Source organism: Synechococcus sp. CB0101 (assembly GCF_000179235.2).
Taxonomy (GTDB): domain Bacteria; phylum Cyanobacteriota; class Cyanobacteriia; order PCC-6307; family Cyanobiaceae; genus Vulcanococcus.
Genome location: NZ_CP039373.1, coordinates 1,857,885 through 1,878,819 on the forward strand (window position 1 = coordinate 1,857,885; position 20,935 = coordinate 1,878,819).

A 20,935-nucleotide genomic window follows, 5' to 3' on the forward strand; every position below is an offset into this window, starting at 1 on the left:
TCAGCGCTGCACGCACAAGCGCCGCCAGTTGCCCAGGAGTGCTGTGAGAGCGGCGCCGTAGGGGCTCAGTTGCTCCGCTGCCGCCAGCTCGAAATCGGCAAAGTCGAAGCCGGGGGCGACGGTGCAGCTCACCAGGCTCCAGTCGCTGCCATTGGCCGGTTCAGCCGCAAACCAGTGGCCGGCGGGCAACACATGTTGCGGGATCTCGCCGCGGGACAGATCGAGCCCGAGGCGTGTGGTGCGGGCTCGGCCACTGGGGCTGATGTCGTGCACCAGCAGCGCGCCGCCGCCATGGGTATGCCAGAGCTCATCGGAGCGGATCCGATGCCAGTGGGAGCATTCCCCGGCCCTGAGCAGAAACAGGATCGCTGTGCTGGCAGGCCTGGGCCCCCATGGGGTGTCCACGAGCAGGCTGGCCCGGTAGGTCTCGCGGTAGTGGCCCCCCTCGGGATGGGGTTGGGGTGCGAGCCCCAGCTGATCGATCAGCTCAGCACGGTCACGCATCGGCCGCAGAGGCTGGGGTGGGCGCTGTGTTGGCCGATATCGGTTTCGTAGTGCCAGCAGCGCTCGCACTTCTCACCGGCGGCCTTGGCGATGCGCACCTGCAGGCCGCCTTCGCTGGCTTCGGCCAGCACCTCTGCTGGGGCTGATCCGCCTTGCTGCAGTGCCGACACCAGCAGCCAGTCGGCCAGGTTGTCGACCGTGGGGTGGGCGGAGCTCTTCAACCATTGCAGGGCCTGGGCTGTGGCCTCGGCACCTTCGCCCAGTTCCAGTTGCACCTGGGCTTCCAGGGAGGCGCCGAGCTGGCCGCCGCTGCGGCAGCTTTCCAGCTGGCGATTCACCAGGGCGCGCAGCTCCAGGATTCGCCCCATCGGTGCTTCCAGCTCAGAGCGTCGCCACTCAGCAGGTGCCGTGGGCCAGCCCCGCTCAAACACCGAGCGCTCGGCTACGGAGTAGGGCAGGTTCTGCCAGATGTCTTCCGCCATGTGGCAGAGCACCGGGGCGATCAGGCCGGCGAGGCGTTCCACCACAAGGGCCAGCACCGTCTGGCAGCTGCGGCGGCGGAAGTCAGCCGCACCGCTCACATACAAACGATCCTTGGCGATGTCGAGGTAGACGTTCGAGAGATCCACCACGCAGAAGTTCTGCAGTGCCTGGAAGAAGCGGTAGAACTCGAAGCGCTCGAAGTCTCCCGACACGCTGTCGATCAGGGCGGCGGTGCGCTGCAGCATCCATTGATCCAGCAGTGGCAGCTCCGCGTAGGGCACGGCATCGGTGGCCGGGTTGAAATCGTGCAGGTTGCCCAGCAGGTAGCGCGCCGTGTTGCGCACCTTGCGGTAGACGTCCGCCAGCTGCTTCACGATGCCGGGGCCCAGGGGCACATCGGCGGAGTAGTCGACGGAGCTCACCCACAGGCGCAGCACATCGGCGCCGTAGGCCGGCTCCTGTTTTTCGTTCTTGCCGCCCTCTACCAACACCGCGGGATCCACCACGTTGCCGAGGGATTTGCTCATCTTGCGGCCCTTCTCATCGAGGGTGAAGCCGTGGGTGAGCACCCGCTTGTAGGGGGCATGGCCGTTCACGGCCACGGAGGTGAGCAGGCTGCTCTGGAACCAGCCGCGGTGCTGATCGCTGCCCTCGAGATACAGATCGGCTGGGTAGTGGAGCTCGGGCGCACGGCTCTCACCGCCCGCGATGCCGCCCAACACGCCGGCCCAGGAGGAGCCGGAGTCAAACCACACGTCCATGGTGTCGGTGCCCTTGCGCCATTGCGCCGCGTCGGCGGCATAGGGCTCGGGCAGCAGGCCGGCTTCATCGCGCTCCCACCACACGTCGGCGCCGTGCTCGGCGATCAGGGCTTGGATGTGATCGAGGGTGGCCTGGTTGAGCAGCACCTCACCGGTTTCACGGTGATAGAAGACCGGGATCGGCACACCCCAGGTGCGCTGGCGGCTGATGCACCAGTCGCCCCGCTCGCTCACCATCGCCTCGATGCGGTTGCGGCCGCTGGCGGGGAGCCAGTCCACCTGGGCGATGGCCTCCAGGGCCGCGGCGCGGAAGCCCTCCACGGAGGCAAACCACTGTTCAGTGGCGCGGAAGATGGTGGGTTTCTTGGTGCGCCAGTCGTAGGGGTAGCGGTGCTCGTAGCGCTCCTGCTTGAGCAGTAGGCCCGTGCCCTCTAGGGCTTCGAGGATGGTGGGGTTGGCGTCCTTCAGCACGTTGGTGCCGGCGAAGGGGCCGGCTTCGGCGGTGAGGTTGCCGGCCTCATCCACCGGGCAGAGCACGGGCAGGCCGTATTTCTTGCCGGTGTTGAAGTCGTCCACGCCGTGGCCGGGGGCGGTGTGCACCAGGCCGGTGCCGGCTTCGGTGGTGATGTAGTCCCCGCCGATCACCACCTGGCTCGTGCGCTCCAGCAGTGGATGGCGGTAGACGATCCCCTCGAGCGCCGCGCCCTTCACGCTCAGCAGCGGCGTGAGCGCGAGGCCCAGGCTGGTTTCCAGGCTTTCGCGCAGCTCAGCGGCCACCACCAGATGGCTCACGGCAGGAGCGGCGTTGTCGCCCTGGGGTGCCACGGCGCAGATGGCGTAGTCGAGGCGTTCATTCACCGACACCGCCAGGTTGGCGGGCAGGGTCCAGGGGGTGGTGGTCCAAATGGCCACGGCCAGGCCGCCGGTGGCGGTGGCGGCATCGGCGCTGAGGCCAGCGGCGTTCAGTTGCTCGGCCAGGGCCGCCGGCAGCTCCACAGCCGGGAAGGCGGCATACACGCTCGGGGAGGTGTGGCCGTCGGGGTATTCGAGTTCGGCTTCGGCCAGGGCGGTGCGGGAGCTGGGGCTCCAATGCACGGGCTTGAGGCCCCGGTAGATGTGCCCGGCCAGCACCATCGCCCCGAACACGCCGATCTGGGCGGCTTCGTAGCTCTTCTGGAGGGTGAGGTAGGGCTGATCCCAGTCGGCCCAGATGCCCCAGCGGCGGAAGCCGGCCTTCTGCCCTTCCACCTGCTCCAGGGCATAGGCGTGGGCCTTCTGGCGCAGGCTCACCGGGGTGAGCTCGGCCCGCTCGCTGCTCTTGAGGCCTTGGAGCACCTTCAGCTCGATCGGCAGGCCGTGGCAGTCCCAGCCAGGGATGAAGCGGGCCCGCTTGCCCTGCAGCAGGGCCGTTTTATTGATGATGTCCTTGAGGATCTTGTTGAGGGCGTGCCCCACATGCAGGGCCCCGTTGGCATAGGGGGGGCCGTCGTGCAGGGTGAAGCTCTCGCCGGGGTTCTGCTGGCTCAGGCGCTCATAAAGCTGCAGTTCCGCCCAGAACGCCTGGATCTCCGGTTCCCGCACCTTCGCGTTCGCCCGCATCGAGAAGGGCGTCTGCAGCAGGTTGAGGGTGTCTTTGTAGGAAGTCGCGGGCGCAGAGCTGGCGGTCACGGCGCCTGGAGCAGCAAGGGCCGATTATCCCGCTTGGCTGACGGCGGCTTGGAGCAGCTGATCGATTTCGGCGAAGGAGCTCACCACGGGCGCGGGTTCGGGCTGGGCGGGCTGTGCAGCAGCAGCGGAGGTTGAGGCGTCTTCAGCGCGCACCCAGCGCTTGCCACTGCTGCCCTTGCTGCCGCCGCCGCGCTTGAGCGCGGCGAGCACGGTGCCCGACGCGGCGCTCACGGCGGCGATGCCCTTGGCCACGCTCACCACGAGTTCGCTCAGGCTGGTTTGCCAGCGTTCAACAGAGAGCAGACGTTGCTGTTCTTCGGGGGTGAGCGCACGCCAGCGCAGCTGCAGCACCTCAACGCCCAACCGGCCGATCAACAGCCCACCGCAAAGCACCGCGAGCATCGGGGAGCCGGTGAGGCGATCGGCGCTGGTGACCAACGTCAGCCCCAGCAGCAGCACCACCGCACCCCACATGGCGTCACGGGGTCGTGACATTTCAGTGGCCAGCAGCGGCAGCAACAGCACGGCCAGGCCCACCACCAGGGCAAGCGTTCCGCTAAGGCTGGCAACCATGACTGCGACGAGATTGACCGCATTCTCGGTGCATCCGTACAGTCGCGCCATGCCCACCTGGCGGAATTGGTAGACGCGCTGGGTTTAGGTTCCAGTGGCTTCGGCTGTGGGGGTTCAAGTCCCCCGGTGGGCATCGGGGGCAAGGCCCCAACTTCCTAAGGTGGCCTGAACGTTGGCCGGTGCAGCCAGGGAATGACGCAAGCTCTGGTTCAGTCACCGGAGATGGACGGCGCCTCGCGGGAGCTGCGGGCATCGGTGAGTGCCGTGCCGCGGGAGTACCTCGATCCACCGGCGGCCTGGAATCCCACGGTGGGGCTGTTCCTGGGCGGTTACGTGCTGGCCGCCATCACGATCGCCGGCTGGTTTGTGTGGGAGTGGCCGCTGCTGCCGCTGCTGGCGACCGGTTTTCTGGCCCTGCACCTCGAGGGCACAGTGATTCACGACGCGTGCCATAACGCGGCCCATCCGAATCGCTTCTGGAATGCCTTCATGGGGCATGGGGCCGCACTGTTGCTGGGCTTCAGCTTCCCGGTGTTCACGCGTGTGCATCTGCAGCACCATGCGCATGTGAACGATCCGAAGAACGATCCAGATCACATCGTGAGCACCTTCGGCCCGTTGTGGTTGATTGCACCGCGCTTCTTCTATCACGAATATTTCTTCTTTCAGCGCCGCCTCTGGCGCCGTTATGAGCTGCTGGAGTGGGGTCTGGGCCGCGGTGTGTTTTTCGCCATCGTGCTTGCCGGCATCAAGTATGGCTTCATTGATTTCATCTTCAATTGTTGGTTCGCGCCGGCCTTGATGGTGGGTGTGACCCTTGGTCTGTTCTTTGATTACCTGCCCCACCGCCCATTCCTATCGCGGAACCGCTGGCACAACGCCCGCATCTATCCCGGCAGGCTGATGAACTGGCTGATCATGGGCCAGAACTATCACTTGGTGCATCACCTCTGGCCTTCGATTCCCTGGTTTGAATACAAACCGGCCTACGAAGCCACCAAGCCGATTCTCGATGCCAAGGGCTCGCCCCAACGCCTTGGTTTGTTTGAAAGTAAGGGTGATTTCACCAATTTCATCTACGACATCCTGCTGGGCGTGCGCAGCCACAAGCGCCGGCGCAGCAAGTTGCGGCCGATCGCCGGCTTGCTGCCGAGCTTCAAGGCGCGCCGCCATGTGGTGGCGCTTCTGCATCGCACGGCTGTCTCGCCGAAGCGCTGATCAGTCCGCCAGGATCTTCGGCACGCGGAAGAAGTCGCCCTCCCGTTGGGGGGCTTCTTCGAGCAGTTGCTCGCGCACTTCGGTGGGCACCACCACGTCGTCGCGGGTCACGTTCACCACTTCCACGGCGCGGGTGGTGGGAGGAACCCCCTCGGTGTCCACCGCCTGCAGGTGATCGACGTAGTCGAGGATCCGCTCCAGCTGGGTGGTGTAAGTGGCGACCTTCTCCTCGGGCAGGTCGAGGCGGGCCAGCTTGGCCACCTTGCGGACGTCGTCGGCGCTGATGTTGCTCATGGTCAGAACCTAGCTGGAGGGCTCCTCCAGGAAGCGTTGCAGATCGGCGGTGAGGGCCGTAGCCGCCACATCCAGGAAGCGCGATCCGTGTTCGGCCGTGGCCAGCGATGGATCGGAGCCCATGCGCCCATCGGGGTGCCGGCGGCGGAAGTCGTCCGGCCCGTGGATTGGGCCCGCGGGTGCGGCCTCTGGCAGCGGGCGTTGCTTGCTTTGCAGGCTCGGCTCCAGGGCGAGGGTGATGGCGATCTCACTGGGCGTGGCGTGGTGGCCTTCCTTGTCGCCATAGAGCTCGCGGGCCAGCCCCATCGCCTCGGGTGCCATGAACCAGTTGGCCAGCTTGCAGCGCAAGGCAGCGGCGTTGGGCAGCCCCCGGCTCACGGCGGTGCCGTAGGCCTGGGCAAAGGCCGCTTTGGTGGTGGCGATGTTGCCGCCATGCCCATTGATCACGTAGATGCGCTCGAAGCCGTGGCGGGCCAGGGAGAGCACCAGGTCGTGCATCACCGCCAGCAGCGTGGATGGCTGCAGGCTCATGGTGCCTGCGAATCCCAGGTGGTGTTCGGCCATGCCGAAGGCCTGGGCGGGTGTGACGAGCACACCGCTGCGGCGGCCCACTTCCAGGGCCACGGCTTCGGCGGTGAGGGCGTCGGTGCCAATGGCGCCGGTGGGACCGTGCTGTTCGGTGGAGCCGAGCGGCACGATCACGCCCTTGCAGCGCTGCAAATAGGTCTCCACCTCCGGCCAGCTGCGTAGCTGCAGCCGGATCTCTTCAGTTGGGGTGGCAACCACGACGGCGGAGCAACTCAGATCGGCTCAGTATCCCTAGGATCGAGTTCAGGTGGTTCCTGAGGGCACCCCATGCTGCAGCGCAAGCTTTACCGCTTCCAATGTGAGCAACGGCCGATCTGGGTGTTTCTGCGCGACCAGCAACGCTGGATCGAAGAAGCCCTGGTGGTGGAGCTGGAAGGTGATCTGGTCACCCTCCGCTACGACGCCGAAGACGACGATGAGCTCCACAGCTGGGAGGAGTGCGTGCGCCTCGATTCCATCGGCGCGGTGAGCACCCGCCTGGCCTACTTCAGCCGTTCAGCTCAGCCCGACGACATTGAGGTGACGGGCGACTGCCCTGAATCGGAGCAGCTGCCCAGTCAGGGTTAAGGCATTCCCGAAGGGTTTTAGTGGGCCGTTCCGTTGCCGTCGTACTGGTCGGTGTCGTAGTAGCCGCCTTTGGTGCCAAAGAAGAGGGTGGCCAGTACAAACAGGCCGCTACCGCCAATCAGCACGGTGGCAAGGGTGAAGCCGCTGGAATCCATTGCACTCAGATGATCTTGCGCTGAGTCTGTCTGAGCCGGAGGGCTGTGACAGGAGTCAGTGAGCTAACTGTGATGTGCCTCCATCCACCCCCGCGGCGACTCAACCACATCCGCGAGCTCTCCCCCGCAGCTTCTTCTGCCGCCTCGCTGAGCTGGTGGCGCCTGAACTGATTGGCTGCCTGCTGGTGAAGCGCAAAGCACATGGCGACTTGCTGTGGGGCGTGATTGTGGAAACGGAGGCGTATTCCCAGGAGGAGCCTGCTTGCCACGGTTATCGCCGCCGCACCCCCAGCAACGAAACGCTCTTTGGTGAGCCAGGGCGCTTTTACGTCTATGTGAGCTATGGCATCCACCACTGCGTGAAGCGAGCCCGTCTCTCAAAGACCCCAGGCTGGGCTTGAGATTTCAGCGGCTGCCCCAGGTCTCCCAGCCAACTCCCAAGCCACCGCCCCAAAAAACTCCCAGATTTTTTCTCTCAGAGACCCCCACGGCTACGAAGGGCTACAAGCCGAGTTGACTGGCTTGGCTTGGTCAGTGGTGCAGCCGTAGCCCTGGTGTCAGCACCTGCACAGCACCTTGCTCAAGCCGCCCTCGCTTCGCAACAACAACGGCAGCCTGCAGGTGCGGGTGCGGATTGATGGAAAGGATGCCTTCATCAATCGCCTGGGTCGCTGGAGTGACCCTGTAGCGGTGGCACGAGCACAAGCCATCAGTGCCCAGATATGGAGCGACTACCAGCAGGGCACCTTTGACCGCTCCCTGATGGCGTATCAGCCCCTCATCAACGGCAAGGAGGTGGGGCTGCTGGAAGCCGTGAAGGCACGGGCAGAGGAGAAGCGCCAGGCTGCCGCTATCCACGCCTACAGGGTGCTGAAGCGCTATGGGAAGCCCATCCGCAACAGGAGTGACGCAGAGGCGTTTCTGGCGTGGTTACGGGAAGAGGGGCTGAGCGACTGCACCATCGCTGGTTTGATGACCCACTATCGCCAGTGCTCAGGCGGCAACCGCCACCTGTTTTCCCACAAGCTGAAGTGGCAGCGGCGGTCAGTGCAGAGCGATGTGCTGAGCGTGGAAGAAATCCAGGTGGTGCTGAGTGACCTGGAGACCAACGAGCCTTGGTATTACCCCCTGTTTTTGCTCTGGCTCAGCACCGGTGACTGCCAGGAAAGATGACGCCTCTGCTGCTGTTCAAGCAGTCATCGTCAACGTAGCCGGTGTGGATTCAATTTCTGTAGATGGTGGGTTGATCCAAACCACTTCTGGCTGACGCCAACATCGGATTGCTCGTGACCAGCGCCGTGGATTGAGCTGGCGGGCTTTTTCGTACACGACAGCGCGATGCCGACAGATCTCCACGGCCTGTCCGCCGTGACGTTGCTGAGGCGTCACGAACTTGATGCCGCTGTGGCGGTGCCGATGGTTGTACCAGTCCACAAACGACGCCACCCACTGGCAGGCCTCGTCCTTGCTGGCAAATGGCCGTCTCGGGTAATCAGGCCGGTACTTCGCAGTGCGGAACAGCGATTCGGAGTAGGGGTTGTCGTTGCTGACGCGCGGACGCGAGAACGACCTGAGCACGCCCAGCTCCTCCAGCCTGCTTTCCAGCGTGGCTGCACGCATGGCATTGCCGTTGTCGGCGTGGAGGATCAACGGCTGCTTGCGTCCCCGACTGATTCGCTCGCGCAGGCACGCCCTGATCACCAGATCGGCTGCAATGACTGGGTCTTCTCGCTCAGCGACATCCCACGCCACGACCTTGCGGCTCCAGACGTCGATCACCAGATAGAGGTACAGCCACACACCTCGCACGGTGGTGGGCAGGTAGGTGATGTCCCAGCTCCAAACCTCGTTTGGACCAGCAGCCCTGAGCCGTGGCACTGGGCGCGGTTCCTGTGGTGGCCGAGCTCGGCCCCGCCGGTGAACCTGACCGTGAGCATGGAGAACTCGGTAAAAGCTGCGCTCTGAGCCGATATACAACCCGCGATCCGCCAGCACCGGCACGATCTGCCCAGGCGGCAGCGCCGCAAATTCCGGCTCATTGCACGTGAGCAGGATCCGTTGGCGTTCCTCCTCACTGAGGCGGTGAGTCACATGCCGGAAGCTGCCCTTGCGACGATCGACACCATCACCGTCTCCAGCAAACTGACGGCGCCAGCGCTGCAACGTCGACAGGCCCACGCCCAGAAGCAGAGCCAGCTCACGAGCTCGGGCACCGTTGATGATGCCCTCGTCGAGGATCTCCAGGGCCTTCCGGCGATCGTCAGGCGACGTCAATCGTCCCCGTCCTCTCCCCAGAAGGCCTGAATCTTTTTTGAGGCGATCAGCAGCGCAGCCGCCTCCGCCAGAGCTTTCTCCTTGCGGCGCAGCTCCTGTTTGAGCCGCTTGATCTCCTTTTGATCCTGCGCGCGGAGCCGTTCCAGCTCCTTCTGCTCTTTCAAGGTGAGCACTGGTTTCTCGTTGGCATCCTGGGATGCCTGACGCCACCGCTCCACCTGCTCCGGATAGAGACCCCGCTCTCGGCAGTAGGCACTGAGCTCGGTGGCGTTGAGCCCAGCAGTCTCGAGCACCACCGTGAATTTGTCTGTGGCACTCCAGCCCTCAGGATCCTTCTCGGATGCCGGCACCACCTCTCCCTGCAACCGCCAGGCCTTCCTCCAGTTGTAGAGGGTGACCACGTGAATGCCCAGCTCTGCTGAGATCTGGGCCACGCTCTGCCGCATGGGCGGACTCATCCGCTTTCTCGCGTCAGCTTTGACGGCCTCGCTGTAGCGACGCATAGATCTGCTCCATCAAGCCCCCTGCTTGAAAAATGGTCGGGATGGAGAGGCGTCAACTTTGCTGGCAGAGGGGGCACTGGGCTGCGAAATGCCGAAATCAGGGGGCTGACCTGGGATTGCATCCGCTTGGAGCAGGGAGAGGTGCTGGTGATGAAGAGCCTGCGGCGTGATGGGTATTCCAGTGGGAGGGTTGAGTGGGCACCCACCAAGACGGGCAAGGAGCGAGTGGTGCCGCTGATGCCCCAGGTGCTGGAGACCTTGAAAGAGCACCAGCAGCAGATGGATCAGCTGAGCATCTACGACCCGTATGGGCTGGTATTCGTCACGCCCACCAGCCACAGCAACGTCTATGACCACTTGTTGGGTCGTGTTTGGCATCGCAGCCTGCAGCGGTGTGGATTGAAGCCGAGGAGGCTGTATGCCCAGCGTCATAGTTTTCTGTCTCATGCTCTTGCGATGGGCAATTCGCCAGCTGATTTGGCAGCGGCGGCAGGTCACTCCACCAAGATGCTCCTGGATACCTATGCCAAACCAACAGGCAGATTGAAGATGCCGACTTGGTAATCACCACAACTCACCAGTGCGGTAACGACGTTGCTGCTCACGCTGCTTCATCAGATGGTTCAGGCGCGACTGGTGACCTGCCTGCTGCTGCGGTGAGCGCATCGGCGGCAACTTGGTGACCCTGGGGGCATGAGGCGTTGAGGGCGGTGCTGAAGGCATTACAGGGCGCTGAACTTGTTGGTGAAATCGCTCAGGTCGAAACTCAGGTGGATTGCCCAGAACCCCTCGCTTCTTCAGCAGGGTCTCCAGTGATGGGCAGTTGGTCTGGAAACCAGTGGTTCCATGCTTCTCTCGCAGGCGCACGTATTCAAAGTGCACCAGCGGGAACTGTGCTTCCAGAAACTTCTCAAACGATTGATGCTCACCACACTTGTGGCACTTGAAGTTCCAAGCGTTGCCAACGGGATACAGGTAACCCTTGGCGTCAGATGGCGCGAGAGTCTTCCCTTTGCTGTTCTTGCCGCTGTATTGACAATAAGGGCACTGGAAGCGAAGAGCATTCGCTTTGCGTTCAAAAAGAGGTAATGCAGTTGAGATGTAGTCAATAAAGGTCTCTTCGATGGCTTTGGTCATTTGTCATATTGCTTGTCTAGATGTCGATATTATATCACAGATTTTCTCATGTGTAAATCTTGAAAAGCATAAATAACCTTGTAGAGGTTTGATCAAGATGGTGACTCGATAAAATCCAGATAAACACAGGATGCTTGACAAACTATAAAGAAGCCTGTATAATGAACTTTGTAGTGGTTTCATCAAATGATCTTGAGTTGATTCATTGATGATTCCCAATGACCACTCGAAAGAACCCCAAAAGACTCAAGACAAAATCAAACAGATTCTATTCGCAACTTGATTCAAGACACACGCAAAAGAAACTCAACTGAAACTTGATTCAAGATTCATCAGCAATCAATAAGATCTCTTGATTTAATCCTCAAGTATTTATCCTTGATTCATTCAAGAGAAATCCTGGTGGAGTCATGAGTCAAGATTTAAATCTATTATTAAATAACATCCAGAAGTTCATCTTAAATGATGACCACAAGAAAATAGATGATCCTCGCCAAGGATGAATCATGAATAAATAGATTCAGGTTCTATTCTAAATGTATAGATGAAGTCTATTCCAAGAGTAAAGCAAATCAGTTTCAAAGAAAAAGAGCATCCATTTCTCCTCCAGCAAATGGAGGATCTGATGGATCTATACAAAATGGATATCAGTGGTCTCTACAAGACCCTGCTGCGAGAAAAGCATCAAGAGGTCTTCGGGTCTCCATCCAGCAGGTGCATCAGATGACCACCATCAGGATTCATCTGCATCCTGTCGAGGCAGAGATGCTCAAGGAGGTTCAGAAGGGCAACAGGCGCTTCCGTGATCTGGAGACCCTCCTGCTGGGTCTGATTCGTGAGGAATACGCCAAAACGCCTGCTGGTCGCAACAAGGGGGCGTCATGACTCACCGTGAACTGATGGTGGAGGAGTTCCTCAAGAAGCAGGCAGCGGCAAAGCGGGTGCTGGTGGCAATCAAGAAGGCGCGGAAGCGCGAGACCCTGCCCAGTGCCCTCCAGATCGCTGATGCCCCTCTGGCGATCGAGGAAGAACACTCCTTCTACATCTTCCGCACTGACACCAATGCTGTGCTCGCCAGGGGCATTCAGGGGTTTGAGGCGGCGAAGATCAGAGCAAACGAACTGAGGAAATCCCACGGGTTGAAGTGGGATGAGGTGAAGTTCAAAGCAGAGCGTGGGAAGCAGTCGGGTGCCGCTGGTTCATCTGGTGGATCAACGGCAACAGCACCCAAGAAGCAGTTCGGGGTCAGTCGTGATGGCAAGACCTTCACCAATGCTCGCGGGGAGACAAACAGGATTGATTACGCCAGACGCTACAACCCATCAAAAGGGCGAAGATTCAGGGGATATACAGACTCTCAGGGCAACTATCACGATATTGACTGAGGCGAGTGTGGTCGCTCACTCATCGTGAGCGCCCGAAGGAGTAGATATATTCGCACTGATGGGGGCATCAGAATCTTGGCATAAGTTTGCTATAAAGAACAAGTCGACAGAGGCACTGTTGCTACTGAGGTCTTGCGCGAGACCAGAACGAGACGGGCAGATCCCTGTAGTGATCGAGTGGCATTATTCAGATCCACCGCAGCGCCTTGTGTCTCAACAGATTTACCCGCAGGGGGTTGACAGAGGAGGGCGACCATCGTATACTTACCTCACAAGCGACAACGACTCCGGCAACCAAGCACAGGGAGAATCCGTTGTCTTGTTAGACGAAAAACCGTCGAAATAACCCTTTACCGGCTCAGGTTTAGAGCGCATACACACTTACGCCCTGGAGGCACTATGACTACATCTGACAATCTTATTAAGTGGGAATACCAACTTACCTATCACGTTCCAATCTCCCTTGATGATAATGGAAACATCGAGTGGGCTGAGCAGAGCGACCACTGCGTGATTACTCTTCCTGCCAGCATTGAGAATCCCTGCGAGTTTCTCGGCAAGTCTGGTTATGATAACCAGGTAGACATCATCGATTTTACCGATTTTAGCAAAGTCGACGCCTAGACATTAACAAAGAAGTCAAAGAATTTCTCTCGGAAGTAGTAAATACTCTTCTCCCTTGCACCATTGATGAAGAGGTGATCACGATTAACAATCGCGGTCACCTCAAGATCAAAGGCAAGTATCCGTCTAGTGAACTCTCATTCGCTATGGGAACCACTCCCAGCGACTATCGGTGGAAGTATCGTGCCAAGACGGCGTTAAAGCGTTTTATCTACACAGAAATCCTCAGCAGTTCAACTGCTTAACCGATCAGATCCATTAAGCGCCCATCGCTATCCACCAGGCGATGGCGCTTCCCAGTGGATTCCGCGCGACGCTGAGCAACCCGATAGGCATCCGCTTGGTTCTGCTTGGTCTGGTAGTGATGCCAACGACCGAACTGGTCTTGCCATTCAATATTGATGGTCATCGATATCCTGTAATCAATATTGTGGGAACTCAAAGATGACCATTGTTTTGCACCTCACTCTATGTGAGGTTGGTTGCAAATGGATTGTTATTCCATCCACTCGCTATTAATGCACCAAACCCATTCTGATCCACAACGGAACGATCGCCGCCATCTGAACTGGAATAGTCTGCAACTTTCGCAAGTGCGGAGACGGGGTTGAGGGAGCTCTGGAATCTCCTTCCCAGAACTTGACCAAGAGAGCGTAATCCTGAGAATGACACAGGCGAACTGGCGCTCCAAATCGAAATTTCTTCAACTGGAACTAGAGATGTTTGGCTCGATCCGCCGCTGATCACAGTATTGTATTGATTCTCGTATTGTGCTGAAGCAACTTTGCTGATCTGACCAGCGACAGTGCCGTTTTTGTAGGTAAAAGACCCAGTGATCACATCCCTGATAAGGGGTTGCTCAGATATGTTGTCAGAATCATTTCCGCCAAGTGTGAGAACTATTGTTGAAGGCGAGAATTCATACTCCCACTGCAAGGAGTATGGCATTGACAGATTCTGTGGAAGATTCCCCGTCTCAGCGCCGTATATGTCGGCAATGGTTCGATTCCCAGGATTGTATGGGTCAGATCCAGTTATTCCATAGACCGTATCAGTCTTATTGATCCATTGAAATGCCTTTGGGAAGTCGTATCCATCCGCATCATGGAAGAGAATATTCCCTTCCTGTGAATAGAGTGCCCCACTGGCTACCTTGCTGCCATTGTTCTTGGTAGGTCTCTTGGCGCCACCTCTTTTCTTTTTGCTCATATCCTTATCCTTTTTGTAAATCTAGAGCCTAGCACCCTGTCTGATTATGTTATTTCTGCATAATCCCGCTCCCTCCCAATAATCTCCACCCACCCCCGCCCAAGCCACTCCCATAGCCACCACGACCACCCAAGACTTCCCAGCTCTCCCCCGCAGCTTCTTCTGCCGCCCCGCCGAGCAGGTTGCCCCTGACCTCATCGGCTGCCTGTTGGTCAAGCGCCAGCCCTCAGGCGAGCTGCTCTGGGGCGTGATTGTGGAAACGGAGGCGTATTCGCAGGAGGAGCCCGCCTGCCACGGCTATCGCCGCCGCACCCCCAGCAACGAAACGCTCTTTGGTGAGCCAGGGCGTTTTTATGTCTATGTGAGCTATGGCATTCACCACTGCGTGAAGGCGGCCTGACTCCAAGGGACATCTGCCGCGGCCTGATTTCTGAGCGACTCGGCGGGGTCAAAAGCCAATGCTCAAGCCGCTTCCCAAGAATTTCCCAGATTTTTTCTCCCAGGTGACGCCCAGGGCTACATAGGGCTACGAAACGGGTTAAGGGGCTTGGCCGCGGCAATGGGTCGGCCATAAGCCAGAGGTCTGAGCGGAGCACCAGACCCATGAGGAAAGCACCATCGCTAAGGAGCAACAACGGGGCGCTGCAGGTCCGTGTGCGCCTTGATGGCCGTGATGTCTTTATCAACCGTCTGGGGCGCTGGGATGACCCTGTGGCAGTGGCGAGAGCACAGGCGATTAGCGCCCAGATATGGAGCGACTACCAGGAGGGGACGCTGGACCGCTCCCTGCTGCGATACACCCCGCTGGTGAAGGGTCAGCAGGTGGGACTGCTGGAGGCGATGCAGGCACTGGCCGACAGCACCCATAACGCCCGCTGCATCCATGCCCTGAGGGTGGTCAAGGGATACGGCAAGCCGCTCAGAAACGGCAGTGATGTTGAGGACTTTGTGCGGTGGATGCAGGCCAAGCCGCTGGCCAACCGCACCATTGCTGGGATTCTGCAGGTGTGCCGCAACGCCAACCCCAGCAACCGCCAACTATTCACCTACCGCCTGCCCCTCAAGCAGAGGTCCGTGCAAAGCGACGTGCTGAGCATTGAAGAGATTGGCCTGGTGCTCAGGGACATGAAGGAGCACGAGAGCTGGTTTTACCCACTCTTCCTGCTGTGGATGAGCACGGGGCTACGGAATGCCGAGATTCGCGGCCTGACGTGGGATTGCATCCGCTGGAGCGACAAGGAGCTGCTGGTCTGTAAGTCCCTGAGACGGGATGGGTATTCCAGCGGCAAGGTGGTCTGGGCAACGACCAAGACAGGCAAGGAGCGTGTCGTGCCCCTGAGTGATGCCGTGATGGAGACGCTGCTGGACCACCAATGCCAGATGCAGGAGCAGGGCTTGTATCAGCGAGAGGGTCTGGTCTTCTTGTCACCTGACACCTACACCAACGTCTACGACCACCTGCTGGGTCGTGTGTGGCATCGGTCCTTGAAGCGGTGCGGCCTGAAACCACGGCGGCTGTATGCCCAACGTCACTCCTTCCTCAGTCACGCTTTGGCGATGGGGAATTCACCAGCAGACCTGGCGCAGATTGCTGGTCACTCCACTGAGATGCTGCTGAAGACCTATGCCAAACCAACAGGCCGCGTGAAGTTGCCGACTTGGCCTGAAATGGAAACGTGAAAAAGAATGCTTACTTCTAATCTATAAAAGTGGGTGCATCCTATCTCAATGCCTCATCATCACATCACTGGCCAGGGTCTCAGTCCTGCAGATATGGAGCAGCAGGGTCCCTCTGTCTGAGTTTCTGATGCTGCTTGACCTTGTGCGCCAGTCGAGCAGAGCACCCTGCCTGCTGCTGTGGGGTCAGGCGAGGGAGTTTTGTGATGGCTGGTTGAATTGGTCCTGAAATCACTTGATTCTGGCTGGTTGCAGCACTATCTCCAGCAGCCTTGCAATCAGTTTTCTCAATTCCACTACCCGACTCCACCAACTCGCCAGCAAATGCTGCTGTGACCCTTCCAGAGACCCTCTGAGCGGCATTGGAGAGGGTGGGTGCATTGGTGCCCTTCCCTGTCAGTCCTAACCCATCACGCTCTGCCACATACTCCAGGAAGACTGATGGGAAATGGTCTTCTAAAAAGTTGTGAAACTGCTTGCCAGTCCCGCAGCGGTGACACTTGAAGTTTAGGGCATTACCGTTGCTGTAGAAGAATCCCTTGCATCCACTTGGAGTCACCGTGCGACCTCTATGGTTTTTGCTGCTCAACTGGCAATAAGGGCACTGGAAACGGTAGGCATTGAGTTGCCTGCTGAAGTGCGGCAGCAACCCACTGACTTGATTTAAATACTTTTCTTCTATGCTTGAAATGCTCAGGCTTGATGTCATGGCGATATCTGCTTTCTTTCTTTGAGGATTATAGCATGAATTCTCCAATGTGTAAATCCTCAAATGCATAAATAACCTTGTATAAGGTTGACGAAAGTAGTGGCCACTGGTTTCTGTTGGGACTTGACAGAAACCCTAAAAACATATATAATAACCTTGTTGGTGCTTCAATCAAGTATCTGTTGATTCTTCTGGTTGATGCCCTGCTGATATTCAATAGAGATTCAAAAAGAAACTCGATAGATGCTGGCTTGAGTCCTCAAGTATTTATCCCTAAAAACTTCTGGTCTTTATCCATCAAATTTCAAAAGAATACCCAAAGAAATATCAATCCGCGATTCATTTAAGACCGCATTGAATCAGAGGCCAGAATTCACCCAGAAAACTCATGATAAATAGTTAAAAATCAAATCAAGAAATCACCAGGAAATATGTATTGCAGAAGCAAGGTCCAGCAAATTAGTTTTAAGTGGAGAGAGTATCCAGTATTGATGTCACAGCAGAAAAAGTTGATGGAATACTACGGAATGGATATGAGCGGACTCTATAAGCATCTTCTCAGAGAAAAGCACTCTCAACTCTTCTCGCCCTCAGTCGCCCCATGAAGACCTACCGCATTCAACTGACTGCAGAAGAGCAGAAGAAACTGGAGCAGGTCCTCAAGCGCCTCAGGCAGCGTGATGTGCAGTCATTTTTCTTGGAGGCGTTGCATGAGCAGTGGTTGAAGTTGGGCTAAAGGCAGTAATAAGCCTCGTCACATCATCTATTTCTTACAGCTTCTTGATAGCTTGTCAAACCATTGATAATCTGGTAAGATATTGACTCTTGAATCTTGCGATATGGACCAATATGTAATTGATGACTCTTATTTGGATGAGCATTCTTATGGAGCAAATGAAGGTGATTGCATCCTGCTTCTTGTTGTTGCGACGCTTTTGAATTCTGGCGACCCTGAATTGGAGAATATTCGGGAGAGCTTGGGCGATTCCGCCCCCGACAGATTTTTATCTCTTGTAGAAGAGTCAAGCCTCCTTGTTGGCCAAAGACTCTCTAGGCTTCTTCATTCTCTGGCCAGGCCTTTTAATGACGACGAGTGTGAGTATGGAGGCGAATATTATGAGGGTAGCATTGGGTATCCACTTCGTTTTGTCGCGCCTTCGCAATCATCTGAATGCTCGGGTGTCGTTGGTTTCCAATGGGATGATGGAGATGAGTTGCAAAAAGGACTGGGATTTCTTGATAAGAAGTCGGGCGACTTGAAAGTGGCGATTTTCATTAGTCTTGAGCGATGTGATGGCAATTGTGGCGGCTATGAGCTCTATTTGAGTCATGTCGAGGATTATTTGTGCCAGCCTTTGGTCCAGATAGCTGCATATAGCGATGCTTCGGCTGCTTTGAAAATCGCAGAGTATTCTAGTAGTAAGCGCATAAGAAATATCAATGGCAAGGAGGCAAGCTCTTTTTTGTCTGACTACTCTATTTCTTGTCGCGAAGATAAGGCCATGAGTCAGGCTTTCTGATTTTCCGTTTCGTTTTCTCTTCCTGATTCTTCTCCCCGATGACCTCGTTGTTGGGTAGCTAGATGACTCTTTTCTGTCCAGAGGTGCATGTGGAGATTCGTCGTGGGTCCTTCAGTAGGTCGGGAGAGGCCATCTGGTGCCCCTTGGAGGCCTTGCCGCATGTGCAGGTCCTGGGGGCAGGTCAAAGAGCCGCAGACCTTGAATCCTTTGGATTAGTGAGTGTAGCCATGAATACTGCATATGCTGAATTACAACTCAATCTCCTGGCGGTGTTTCATTGGGCTAATTCTCTTCCATGAGGTTTCGGCAGTTTGCCTTGGTGAGTAAGATGGGCAAATGGCACATTTAACTTGCATCGAATCCTTCTCAGGGCCTGGCGGCATGTCACTTGGCCTTGAGAGGGCAGGATTTCAGCTTCTTTATGCTTTTGATAATGATGCACCTTCTGTTGTCACTCATAATCTGAATCTCAATGGTAAATGCTTTCAGCTAGATGCTCGCCAGGTTGATTCTGTTGAATTGCTGGCTCAATGTGGCTTATCTGTTGGTGATTTAGATTTATTCAGCGGGGGGCCACCTTGCCAGGGTTTTTCAAAGCAGAGGCGAGGAGCTCATCTAGGAGATGACCGAAATCTTCTTGTGCTCGAATATCTGCGCCTGGTCCAAGAGTTAAAACCAAAGTCCTTTCTTTTTGAGAATGTTGCTATATTTGGCCAAAAGAGGGGTCTGGCCTTTCTGGCTGCAATGAAGGAGGCTCTTTCTGCATACAGACTGTATCCAAACTTCTTTAACTCTGCAGACTTTGGTTTAGCGCAAACAAGGCACAGATTTATGCTTGTTGGCATTAGGCGAGATATAGGCTTTCGATTTTTGTCCCCGCCTCCCACCGTCCAGAAATGGGCAACGGTCAGGGATGTTATTGGCGACATGCCGCCCCCGCCTTCGGACTGCTCCGAGCATCCTGACTTCTTCAATCATGCCCAAACTAAGATAACTAAACGCAATATCGAAAGATTTTCGTATGTCCCCCAGGGCGGAGGATGGCAAGACATACCTTGGGATTTAAGGCTGGATTGTCACAAGACGGCTGACATTAAAAGTGGAGGTTGGCCAGATGTTTATGGCCGCTTATCTTGGGACGGACAGTGCCCAACCATTACTGGTGGATTTGATAGTTTTACTAGAGGGCGTTATGGTCATCCTGAGCAGAATCGTGCGCTTACCCCAAGGGAGGCCGCTCGACTGCAGGGATTTCCAGACAACTTCATTCTTACTGGGAATCGTCATCAGGTAAGGCATCAAATTGGCAATGTTGTCCCCCCGCCTCTCGCCGAGGCTGTCGGGAAGCAAATCGCAGATTGTCTAAACGGCAAATCGCAACCTGTTATGCCTGATTTTGAGCAGCTTCCGCTTGCTGCTTAAACCGTTGTAGGTGCTCCTCTAGCCCGTCGAGACTCAATAATGATATCCCCCCTTTTGTGACCCTTCCTAGCCCAGATGGTATGTCTCCGTAAAATGCATGTGTAACATTTTGAGATAGGCACATTTGATAGAGAATCCACTGGTCTGGTGTGCATACTTCGCGGGCATTGTCTTGGCCAGAGCGCTGCATTTCGCTTAGTGCTACTAGGCAGCTTGTGTATTTTTGCGGCTCGAGCACATCGAGAATTCTTTGTTGGGTAAATACTTGCGATATTCTTTCTCTTGTCGTTATTTTTGCTGCTAGCACTAGTCCAGTTGTCCTCGCCTGGTTGGTGATTGAGATATCGGTCGAGACTTTGATGCCAGCGCTCGTTGGGACGAATGACCCGTATGCAAATTCTGGGCCCAGCTTTTCGCCGATGAATACTCTTATGACTCTCTCGAAGAATGTGCCAGGTGTCTTCCTGCTTGATGGCGAGTATATATCAATAAAGATTGCGGCGGAGGTTGCGAGCGAGTAGATTGACGCGTTTGCTGACTCAGCGCTCTCCAGCCCAGATTTATTTTGTGGCCATGCGGCTGGTGATTGGTGCCTTGGGTCCCAAATCTCAATATTGATAGGCCTGCTCGTTTCGCCTCGGTTGTCTATTAGCAGATACTTCTTATTGCTGTATCTGCATTCTTTGAATGTTGCGCCCTCGATGGCCTTGCTGTGGCACTCGTTTGCTGTCCTCGTTATCGCGGAGAGCGCTTCCTGGTGATTTGCCTCTTTGATGTGGGTGTCTATGGCTTTAATTGCCGATTGGAGGTCCAAGTGCGATTGCTCGTCTTCATGCTTTGTAGCTCTCAATCGTGTCTCGGGCCATGGTCTCTCCAGCGGTTGCGGCCTGCCTAACGATTTCTTGTTGGATTGCTGCCCTGGTCCGTTTCCCTATGCCAATACCGCATAAAACCGCTCTTTCTCAATAGCCTCCGCCCAACCTCGCCCAAGCCACTCCCATAGCCATAGAAGTCTTCCCAGCTCTCCCCCGCAGCTTCTTCTGCCGCCCCGCCGAGCAGGTTGCCCCTGACCTCATTGGCTGCCTTCTGGTGAAACGCCAACCCGATGGCGCGTTGCTGTGGGGCGTGATTGTGGAAACAGAGGCGTATTCGCAGGAGGAGCCTGCTTGCCACGGCTACCGCCGCCGCTCACCAAGCAACGAAACGCTCTTTGGTGAGCCTGGGCGTTTCTATGTGTATGTGAGCTACGGCATTCACCACTGCGTGAATGTGGTGACGCACCGGGCCGAGTGGGCCAATGGTGTGTTGCTGCGTGCCGTGGCGCTGCCGGATGAGCCCGAGCGGGTGGCTGCCGGACCGGCTTTGTTGGCGCGGCGATTTGCCATCGATCGCAGCCACGACAGGCGCCCTGTGGATCCGGCCGAAGGGCTGTGGCTGGCGCCGAAACCTGCAGCTCTCGCCGCCTGGGGGCCTGACAGCCTGGTGCAGACCACCCGCATCGGCATCACGCAGGGGCAAGACCTGCCGTGGCGTTGGTATCTGCGGTCAAGCCGCAGCGTGAGCAAACGGGCCCGGGGCGATCGCTCACCGGCGCCGGCTGACGCTCTGCGCGTGGCCGCGCTGCCGATGGGCTTCTAGCCTGAAGAAGACTCCTGCGGCCCACC

General features: G+C 57.3%; 21 protein-coding genes, 1 tRNA gene and 3 pseudogenes. 13 read left to right on the top strand and 12 right to left on the bottom strand.

Annotated elements, in window-relative coordinates:
* Genes CB0101_RS09925 through CB0101_RS09935 form a run of 3 tightly spaced genes read right to left on the bottom strand, consistent with a single transcriptional unit; the run spans window position 1 to window position 3,989 of the window.
* The gene (locus tag CB0101_RS09925; protein WP_043718232.1) at window positions 1–504 is read right to left on the bottom strand and encodes a cupin domain-containing protein; all 504 of its coding nucleotides are present in this window, start codon (window positions 502–504) and stop codon (window positions 1–3) included.
* Window positions 483–3,416, bottom strand: a complete 2,934-nt coding sequence (ileS, locus tag CB0101_RS09930) for an isoleucine--tRNA ligase (protein WP_010312014.1) — start codon at window positions 3,414–3,416, stop codon at window positions 483–485. The genes CB0101_RS09925 and ileS overlap by 22 nt, the downstream gene beginning before the upstream one ends.
* 24 nt (window positions 3,417–3,440) lie before the next feature.
* Window positions 3,441–3,989, bottom strand: a complete 549-nt coding sequence (locus CB0101_RS09935) for a Ycf66 family protein (RefSeq protein ID WP_010312013.1) — start codon at window positions 3,987–3,989, stop codon at window positions 3,441–3,443.
* A gap of 51 nt (window positions 3,990–4,040) precedes the next feature.
* Here CB0101_RS09935 and CB0101_RS09940 point away from each other — a divergent pair.
* Window positions 4,041–4,122, top strand: a tRNA-Leu gene (locus CB0101_RS09940).
* Between the two features lie 59 nt (window positions 4,123–4,181).
* Window positions 4,182–5,207 carry a beta-carotene hydroxylase gene (gene crtR, locus CB0101_RS09945; protein ID WP_010312011.1) on the top strand — a complete coding sequence of 342 codons (1,026 nt, stop codon included), beginning with the start codon at window positions 4,182–4,184 and terminating at the stop codon, window positions 5,205–5,207.
* Here the strand turns inward: crtR and gatC are convergent, their stop codons facing one another.
* Both gatC and CB0101_RS09955 read right to left on the bottom strand, forming a co-directional pair.
* Window positions 5,208–5,501 carry an Asp-tRNA(Asn)/Glu-tRNA(Gln) amidotransferase subunit GatC gene (gatC, locus tag CB0101_RS09950; RefSeq protein ID WP_010312009.1) on the bottom strand — a complete coding sequence of 98 codons (294 nt, stop codon included), beginning with the start codon at window positions 5,499–5,501 and terminating at the stop codon, window positions 5,208–5,210.
* Between the two features lie 9 nt (window positions 5,502–5,510).
* On the bottom strand, window positions 5,511–6,287 hold the full coding sequence (locus CB0101_RS09955; RefSeq protein ID WP_010312007.1) for a creatininase family protein: 777 nt from the start codon (window positions 6,285–6,287) through the stop codon (window positions 5,511–5,513).
* Between the two features lie 69 nt (window positions 6,288–6,356).
* Between CB0101_RS09955 and CB0101_RS09960 the strand changes: the two genes are divergently transcribed.
* Entirely contained in the window at window positions 6,357–6,656 is a 300-nt protein-coding gene (locus CB0101_RS09960) for a DUF6679 family protein (RefSeq protein WP_010312005.1), read from the top strand.
* A 17-nt stretch (window positions 6,657–6,673) separates the two neighbouring features.
* Here the strand turns inward: CB0101_RS09960 and CB0101_RS15405 are convergent, their stop codons facing one another.
* On the bottom strand, window positions 6,674–6,811 hold the full coding sequence (locus CB0101_RS15405; RefSeq protein WP_010312003.1) for a hypothetical protein: 138 nt from the start codon (window positions 6,809–6,811) through the stop codon (window positions 6,674–6,676).
* 74 nt (window positions 6,812–6,885) lie between these two features.
* On the opposite strand from CB0101_RS15405, the pseudogene CB0101_RS09965 reads away from it, so the two are divergent.
* Together CB0101_RS09965 and CB0101_RS09970 are read left to right on the top strand one after the other, a co-directional pair.
* Window positions 6,886–7,173: pseudogene (locus CB0101_RS09965) on the top strand (DNA-3-methyladenine glycosylase); the annotation flags it as partial.
* Window positions 7,174–7,387: 214 nt separating this feature from the next.
* Window positions 7,388–7,984, top strand: a complete 597-nt coding sequence (locus CB0101_RS09970) for a hypothetical protein (protein ID WP_010311998.1) — start codon at window positions 7,388–7,390, stop codon at window positions 7,982–7,984.
* Window positions 7,985–7,999: 15 nt separating this feature from the next.
* Here the strand turns inward: CB0101_RS09970 and CB0101_RS09975 are convergent.
* A pseudogene (locus CB0101_RS09975) lies at window positions 8,000–9,588 on the bottom strand (IS3 family transposase).
* 81 nt (window positions 9,589–9,669) lie between these two features.
* Here CB0101_RS09975 and CB0101_RS09985 point away from each other — a divergent pair.
* On the top strand, window positions 9,670–10,152 hold the full coding sequence (locus CB0101_RS09985) for a site-specific integrase (protein ID WP_256360115.1): 483 nt from the start codon (window positions 9,670–9,672) through the stop codon (window positions 10,150–10,152).
* Here the strand turns inward: CB0101_RS09985 and CB0101_RS09990 are convergent, their stop codons facing one another.
* On the bottom strand, window positions 10,153–10,725 hold the full coding sequence (locus CB0101_RS09990; RefSeq protein WP_136644079.1) for a hypothetical protein: 573 nt from the start codon (window positions 10,723–10,725) through the stop codon (window positions 10,153–10,155).
* 899 nt (window positions 10,726–11,624) lie between these two features.
* Here CB0101_RS09990 and CB0101_RS09995 point away from each other — a divergent pair.
* Window positions 11,625–12,110: a hypothetical protein gene (locus CB0101_RS09995; protein WP_136644080.1), complete on the top strand. Its 486-nt coding sequence runs from the start codon at window positions 11,625–11,627 to the stop codon at window positions 12,108–12,110.
* 865 nt (window positions 12,111–12,975) lie between these two features.
* On the opposite strand, the gene CB0101_RS15410 is transcribed toward CB0101_RS09995, so the two are convergent.
* Together CB0101_RS15410 and CB0101_RS10000 are read right to left on the bottom strand one after the other, a co-directional pair.
* The gene (locus tag CB0101_RS15410; protein ID WP_010311976.1) at window positions 12,976–13,143 is read right to left on the bottom strand and encodes a hypothetical protein; all 168 of its coding nucleotides are present in this window, start codon (window positions 13,141–13,143) and stop codon (window positions 12,976–12,978) included.
* Window positions 13,144–13,202: 59 nt separating this feature from the next.
* Window positions 13,203–13,943: a hypothetical protein gene (locus CB0101_RS10000; protein WP_136644081.1), complete on the bottom strand. Its 741-nt coding sequence runs from the start codon at window positions 13,941–13,943 to the stop codon at window positions 13,203–13,205.
* 112 nt (window positions 13,944–14,055) lie between these two features.
* Here CB0101_RS10000 and CB0101_RS10005 point away from each other — a divergent pair.
* Both CB0101_RS10005 and CB0101_RS10010 read left to right on the top strand, forming a co-directional pair.
* Window positions 14,056–14,331: pseudogene (locus CB0101_RS10005) on the top strand (DNA-3-methyladenine glycosylase); the annotation flags it as partial.
* A gap of 452 nt (window positions 14,332–14,783) precedes the next feature.
* Window positions 14,784–15,623 (top strand): site-specific integrase, encoded by an 840-nt coding sequence (locus CB0101_RS10010; protein WP_246833743.1) that lies wholly within the window; start codon window positions 14,784–14,786, stop codon window positions 15,621–15,623.
* A 79-nt stretch (window positions 15,624–15,702) separates the two neighbouring features.
* On the opposite strand, the gene CB0101_RS10015 is transcribed toward CB0101_RS10010, so the two are convergent.
* Window positions 15,703–16,329: a hypothetical protein gene (locus CB0101_RS10015; RefSeq protein ID WP_136644082.1), complete on the bottom strand. Its 627-nt coding sequence runs from the start codon at window positions 16,327–16,329 to the stop codon at window positions 15,703–15,705.
* Window positions 16,330–16,930: 601 nt separating this feature from the next.
* Between CB0101_RS10015 and CB0101_RS15760 the strand changes: the two genes are divergently transcribed.
* From CB0101_RS15760 to CB0101_RS10025, 3 genes are all read left to right on the top strand, one after another.
* Window positions 16,931–17,065 (top strand): hypothetical protein, encoded by a 135-nt coding sequence (locus CB0101_RS15760; RefSeq protein ID WP_010311969.1) that lies wholly within the window; start codon window positions 16,931–16,933, stop codon window positions 17,063–17,065.
* Between the two features lie 133 nt (window positions 17,066–17,198).
* Window positions 17,199–17,849: a hypothetical protein gene (locus tag CB0101_RS10020; protein ID WP_168187975.1), complete on the top strand. Its 651-nt coding sequence runs from the start codon at window positions 17,199–17,201 to the stop codon at window positions 17,847–17,849.
* A 336-nt stretch (window positions 17,850–18,185) separates the two neighbouring features.
* Window positions 18,186–19,271: a DNA cytosine methyltransferase gene (locus tag CB0101_RS10025; protein WP_010311965.1), complete on the top strand. Its 1,086-nt coding sequence runs from the start codon at window positions 18,186–18,188 to the stop codon at window positions 19,269–19,271.
* On the opposite strand, the gene CB0101_RS10030 is transcribed toward CB0101_RS10025, so the two are convergent.
* The gene (locus CB0101_RS10030) at window positions 19,234–20,085 is read right to left on the bottom strand and encodes a hypothetical protein (protein ID WP_136644084.1); all 852 of its coding nucleotides are present in this window, start codon (window positions 20,083–20,085) and stop codon (window positions 19,234–19,236) included. The genes CB0101_RS10025 and CB0101_RS10030 overlap by 38 nt on opposite strands.
* Before the next feature lie 185 nt (window positions 20,086–20,270).
* Between CB0101_RS10030 and CB0101_RS10035 the strand changes: the two genes are divergently transcribed.
* Window positions 20,271–20,909: a DNA-3-methyladenine glycosylase gene (locus tag CB0101_RS10035; RefSeq protein WP_029553155.1), complete on the top strand. Its 639-nt coding sequence runs from the start codon at window positions 20,271–20,273 to the stop codon at window positions 20,907–20,909.
* Window positions 20,910–20,935 lie beyond the last annotated feature (26 nt).

What these genes read in the sequence shown, in the direction of transcription:
- CB0101_RS09925 (WP_043718232.1), bottom strand. Translation starts at nt 504, where the DNA reads ATGCGTGACCGTGCTGAGCTGATCGATCAGCTGGGGCTCGCACCCCAA.
- CB0101_RS09995 (WP_136644080.1), top strand. Translation starts at nt 11,625, where the DNA reads ATGGTGGAGGAGTTCCTCAAGAAGCAGGCAGCGGCAAAGCGGGTGCTG.
- CB0101_RS09960 (WP_010312005.1), top strand. Translation starts at nt 6,357, where the DNA reads ATGCTGCAGCGCAAGCTTTACCGCTTCCAATGTGAGCAACGGCCGATC.
- CB0101_RS15760 (WP_010311969.1), top strand. Translation starts at nt 16,931, where the DNA reads ATGAAGACCTACCGCATTCAACTGACTGCAGAAGAGCAGAAGAAACTG.
- crtR (WP_010312011.1), top strand. Translation starts at nt 4,182, where the DNA reads ATGACGCAAGCTCTGGTTCAGTCACCGGAGATGGACGGCGCCTCGCGG.
- CB0101_RS10015 (WP_136644082.1), bottom strand. Translation starts at nt 16,329, where the DNA reads ATGACATCAAGCCTGAGCATTTCAAGCATAGAAGAAAAGTATTTAAAT.
- CB0101_RS10010 (WP_246833743.1), top strand. Translation starts at nt 14,784, where the DNA reads ATGCAGGCACTGGCCGACAGCACCCATAACGCCCGCTGCATCCATGCC.
- CB0101_RS10025 (WP_010311965.1), top strand. Translation starts at nt 18,186, where the DNA reads ATGGCACATTTAACTTGCATCGAATCCTTCTCAGGGCCTGGCGGCATG.
- CB0101_RS15405 (WP_010312003.1), bottom strand. Translation starts at nt 6,811, where the DNA reads ATGGATTCCAGCGGCTTCACCCTTGCCACCGTGCTGATTGGCGGTAGC.
- gatC (WP_010312009.1), bottom strand. Translation starts at nt 5,501, where the DNA reads ATGAGCAACATCAGCGCCGACGACGTCCGCAAGGTGGCCAAGCTGGCC.
- CB0101_RS15410 (WP_010311976.1), bottom strand. Translation starts at nt 13,143, where the DNA reads ATGACCATCAATATTGAATGGCAAGACCAGTTCGGTCGTTGGCATCAC.
- CB0101_RS09990 (WP_136644079.1), bottom strand. Translation starts at nt 10,725, where the DNA reads ATGACCAAAGCCATCGAAGAGACCTTTATTGACTACATCTCAACTGCA.
- CB0101_RS10000 (WP_136644081.1), bottom strand. Translation starts at nt 13,943, where the DNA reads ATGAGCAAAAAGAAAAGAGGTGGCGCCAAGAGACCTACCAAGAACAAT.
- CB0101_RS09935 (WP_010312013.1), bottom strand. Translation starts at nt 3,989, where the DNA reads ATGGTTGCCAGCCTTAGCGGAACGCTTGCCCTGGTGGTGGGCCTGGCC.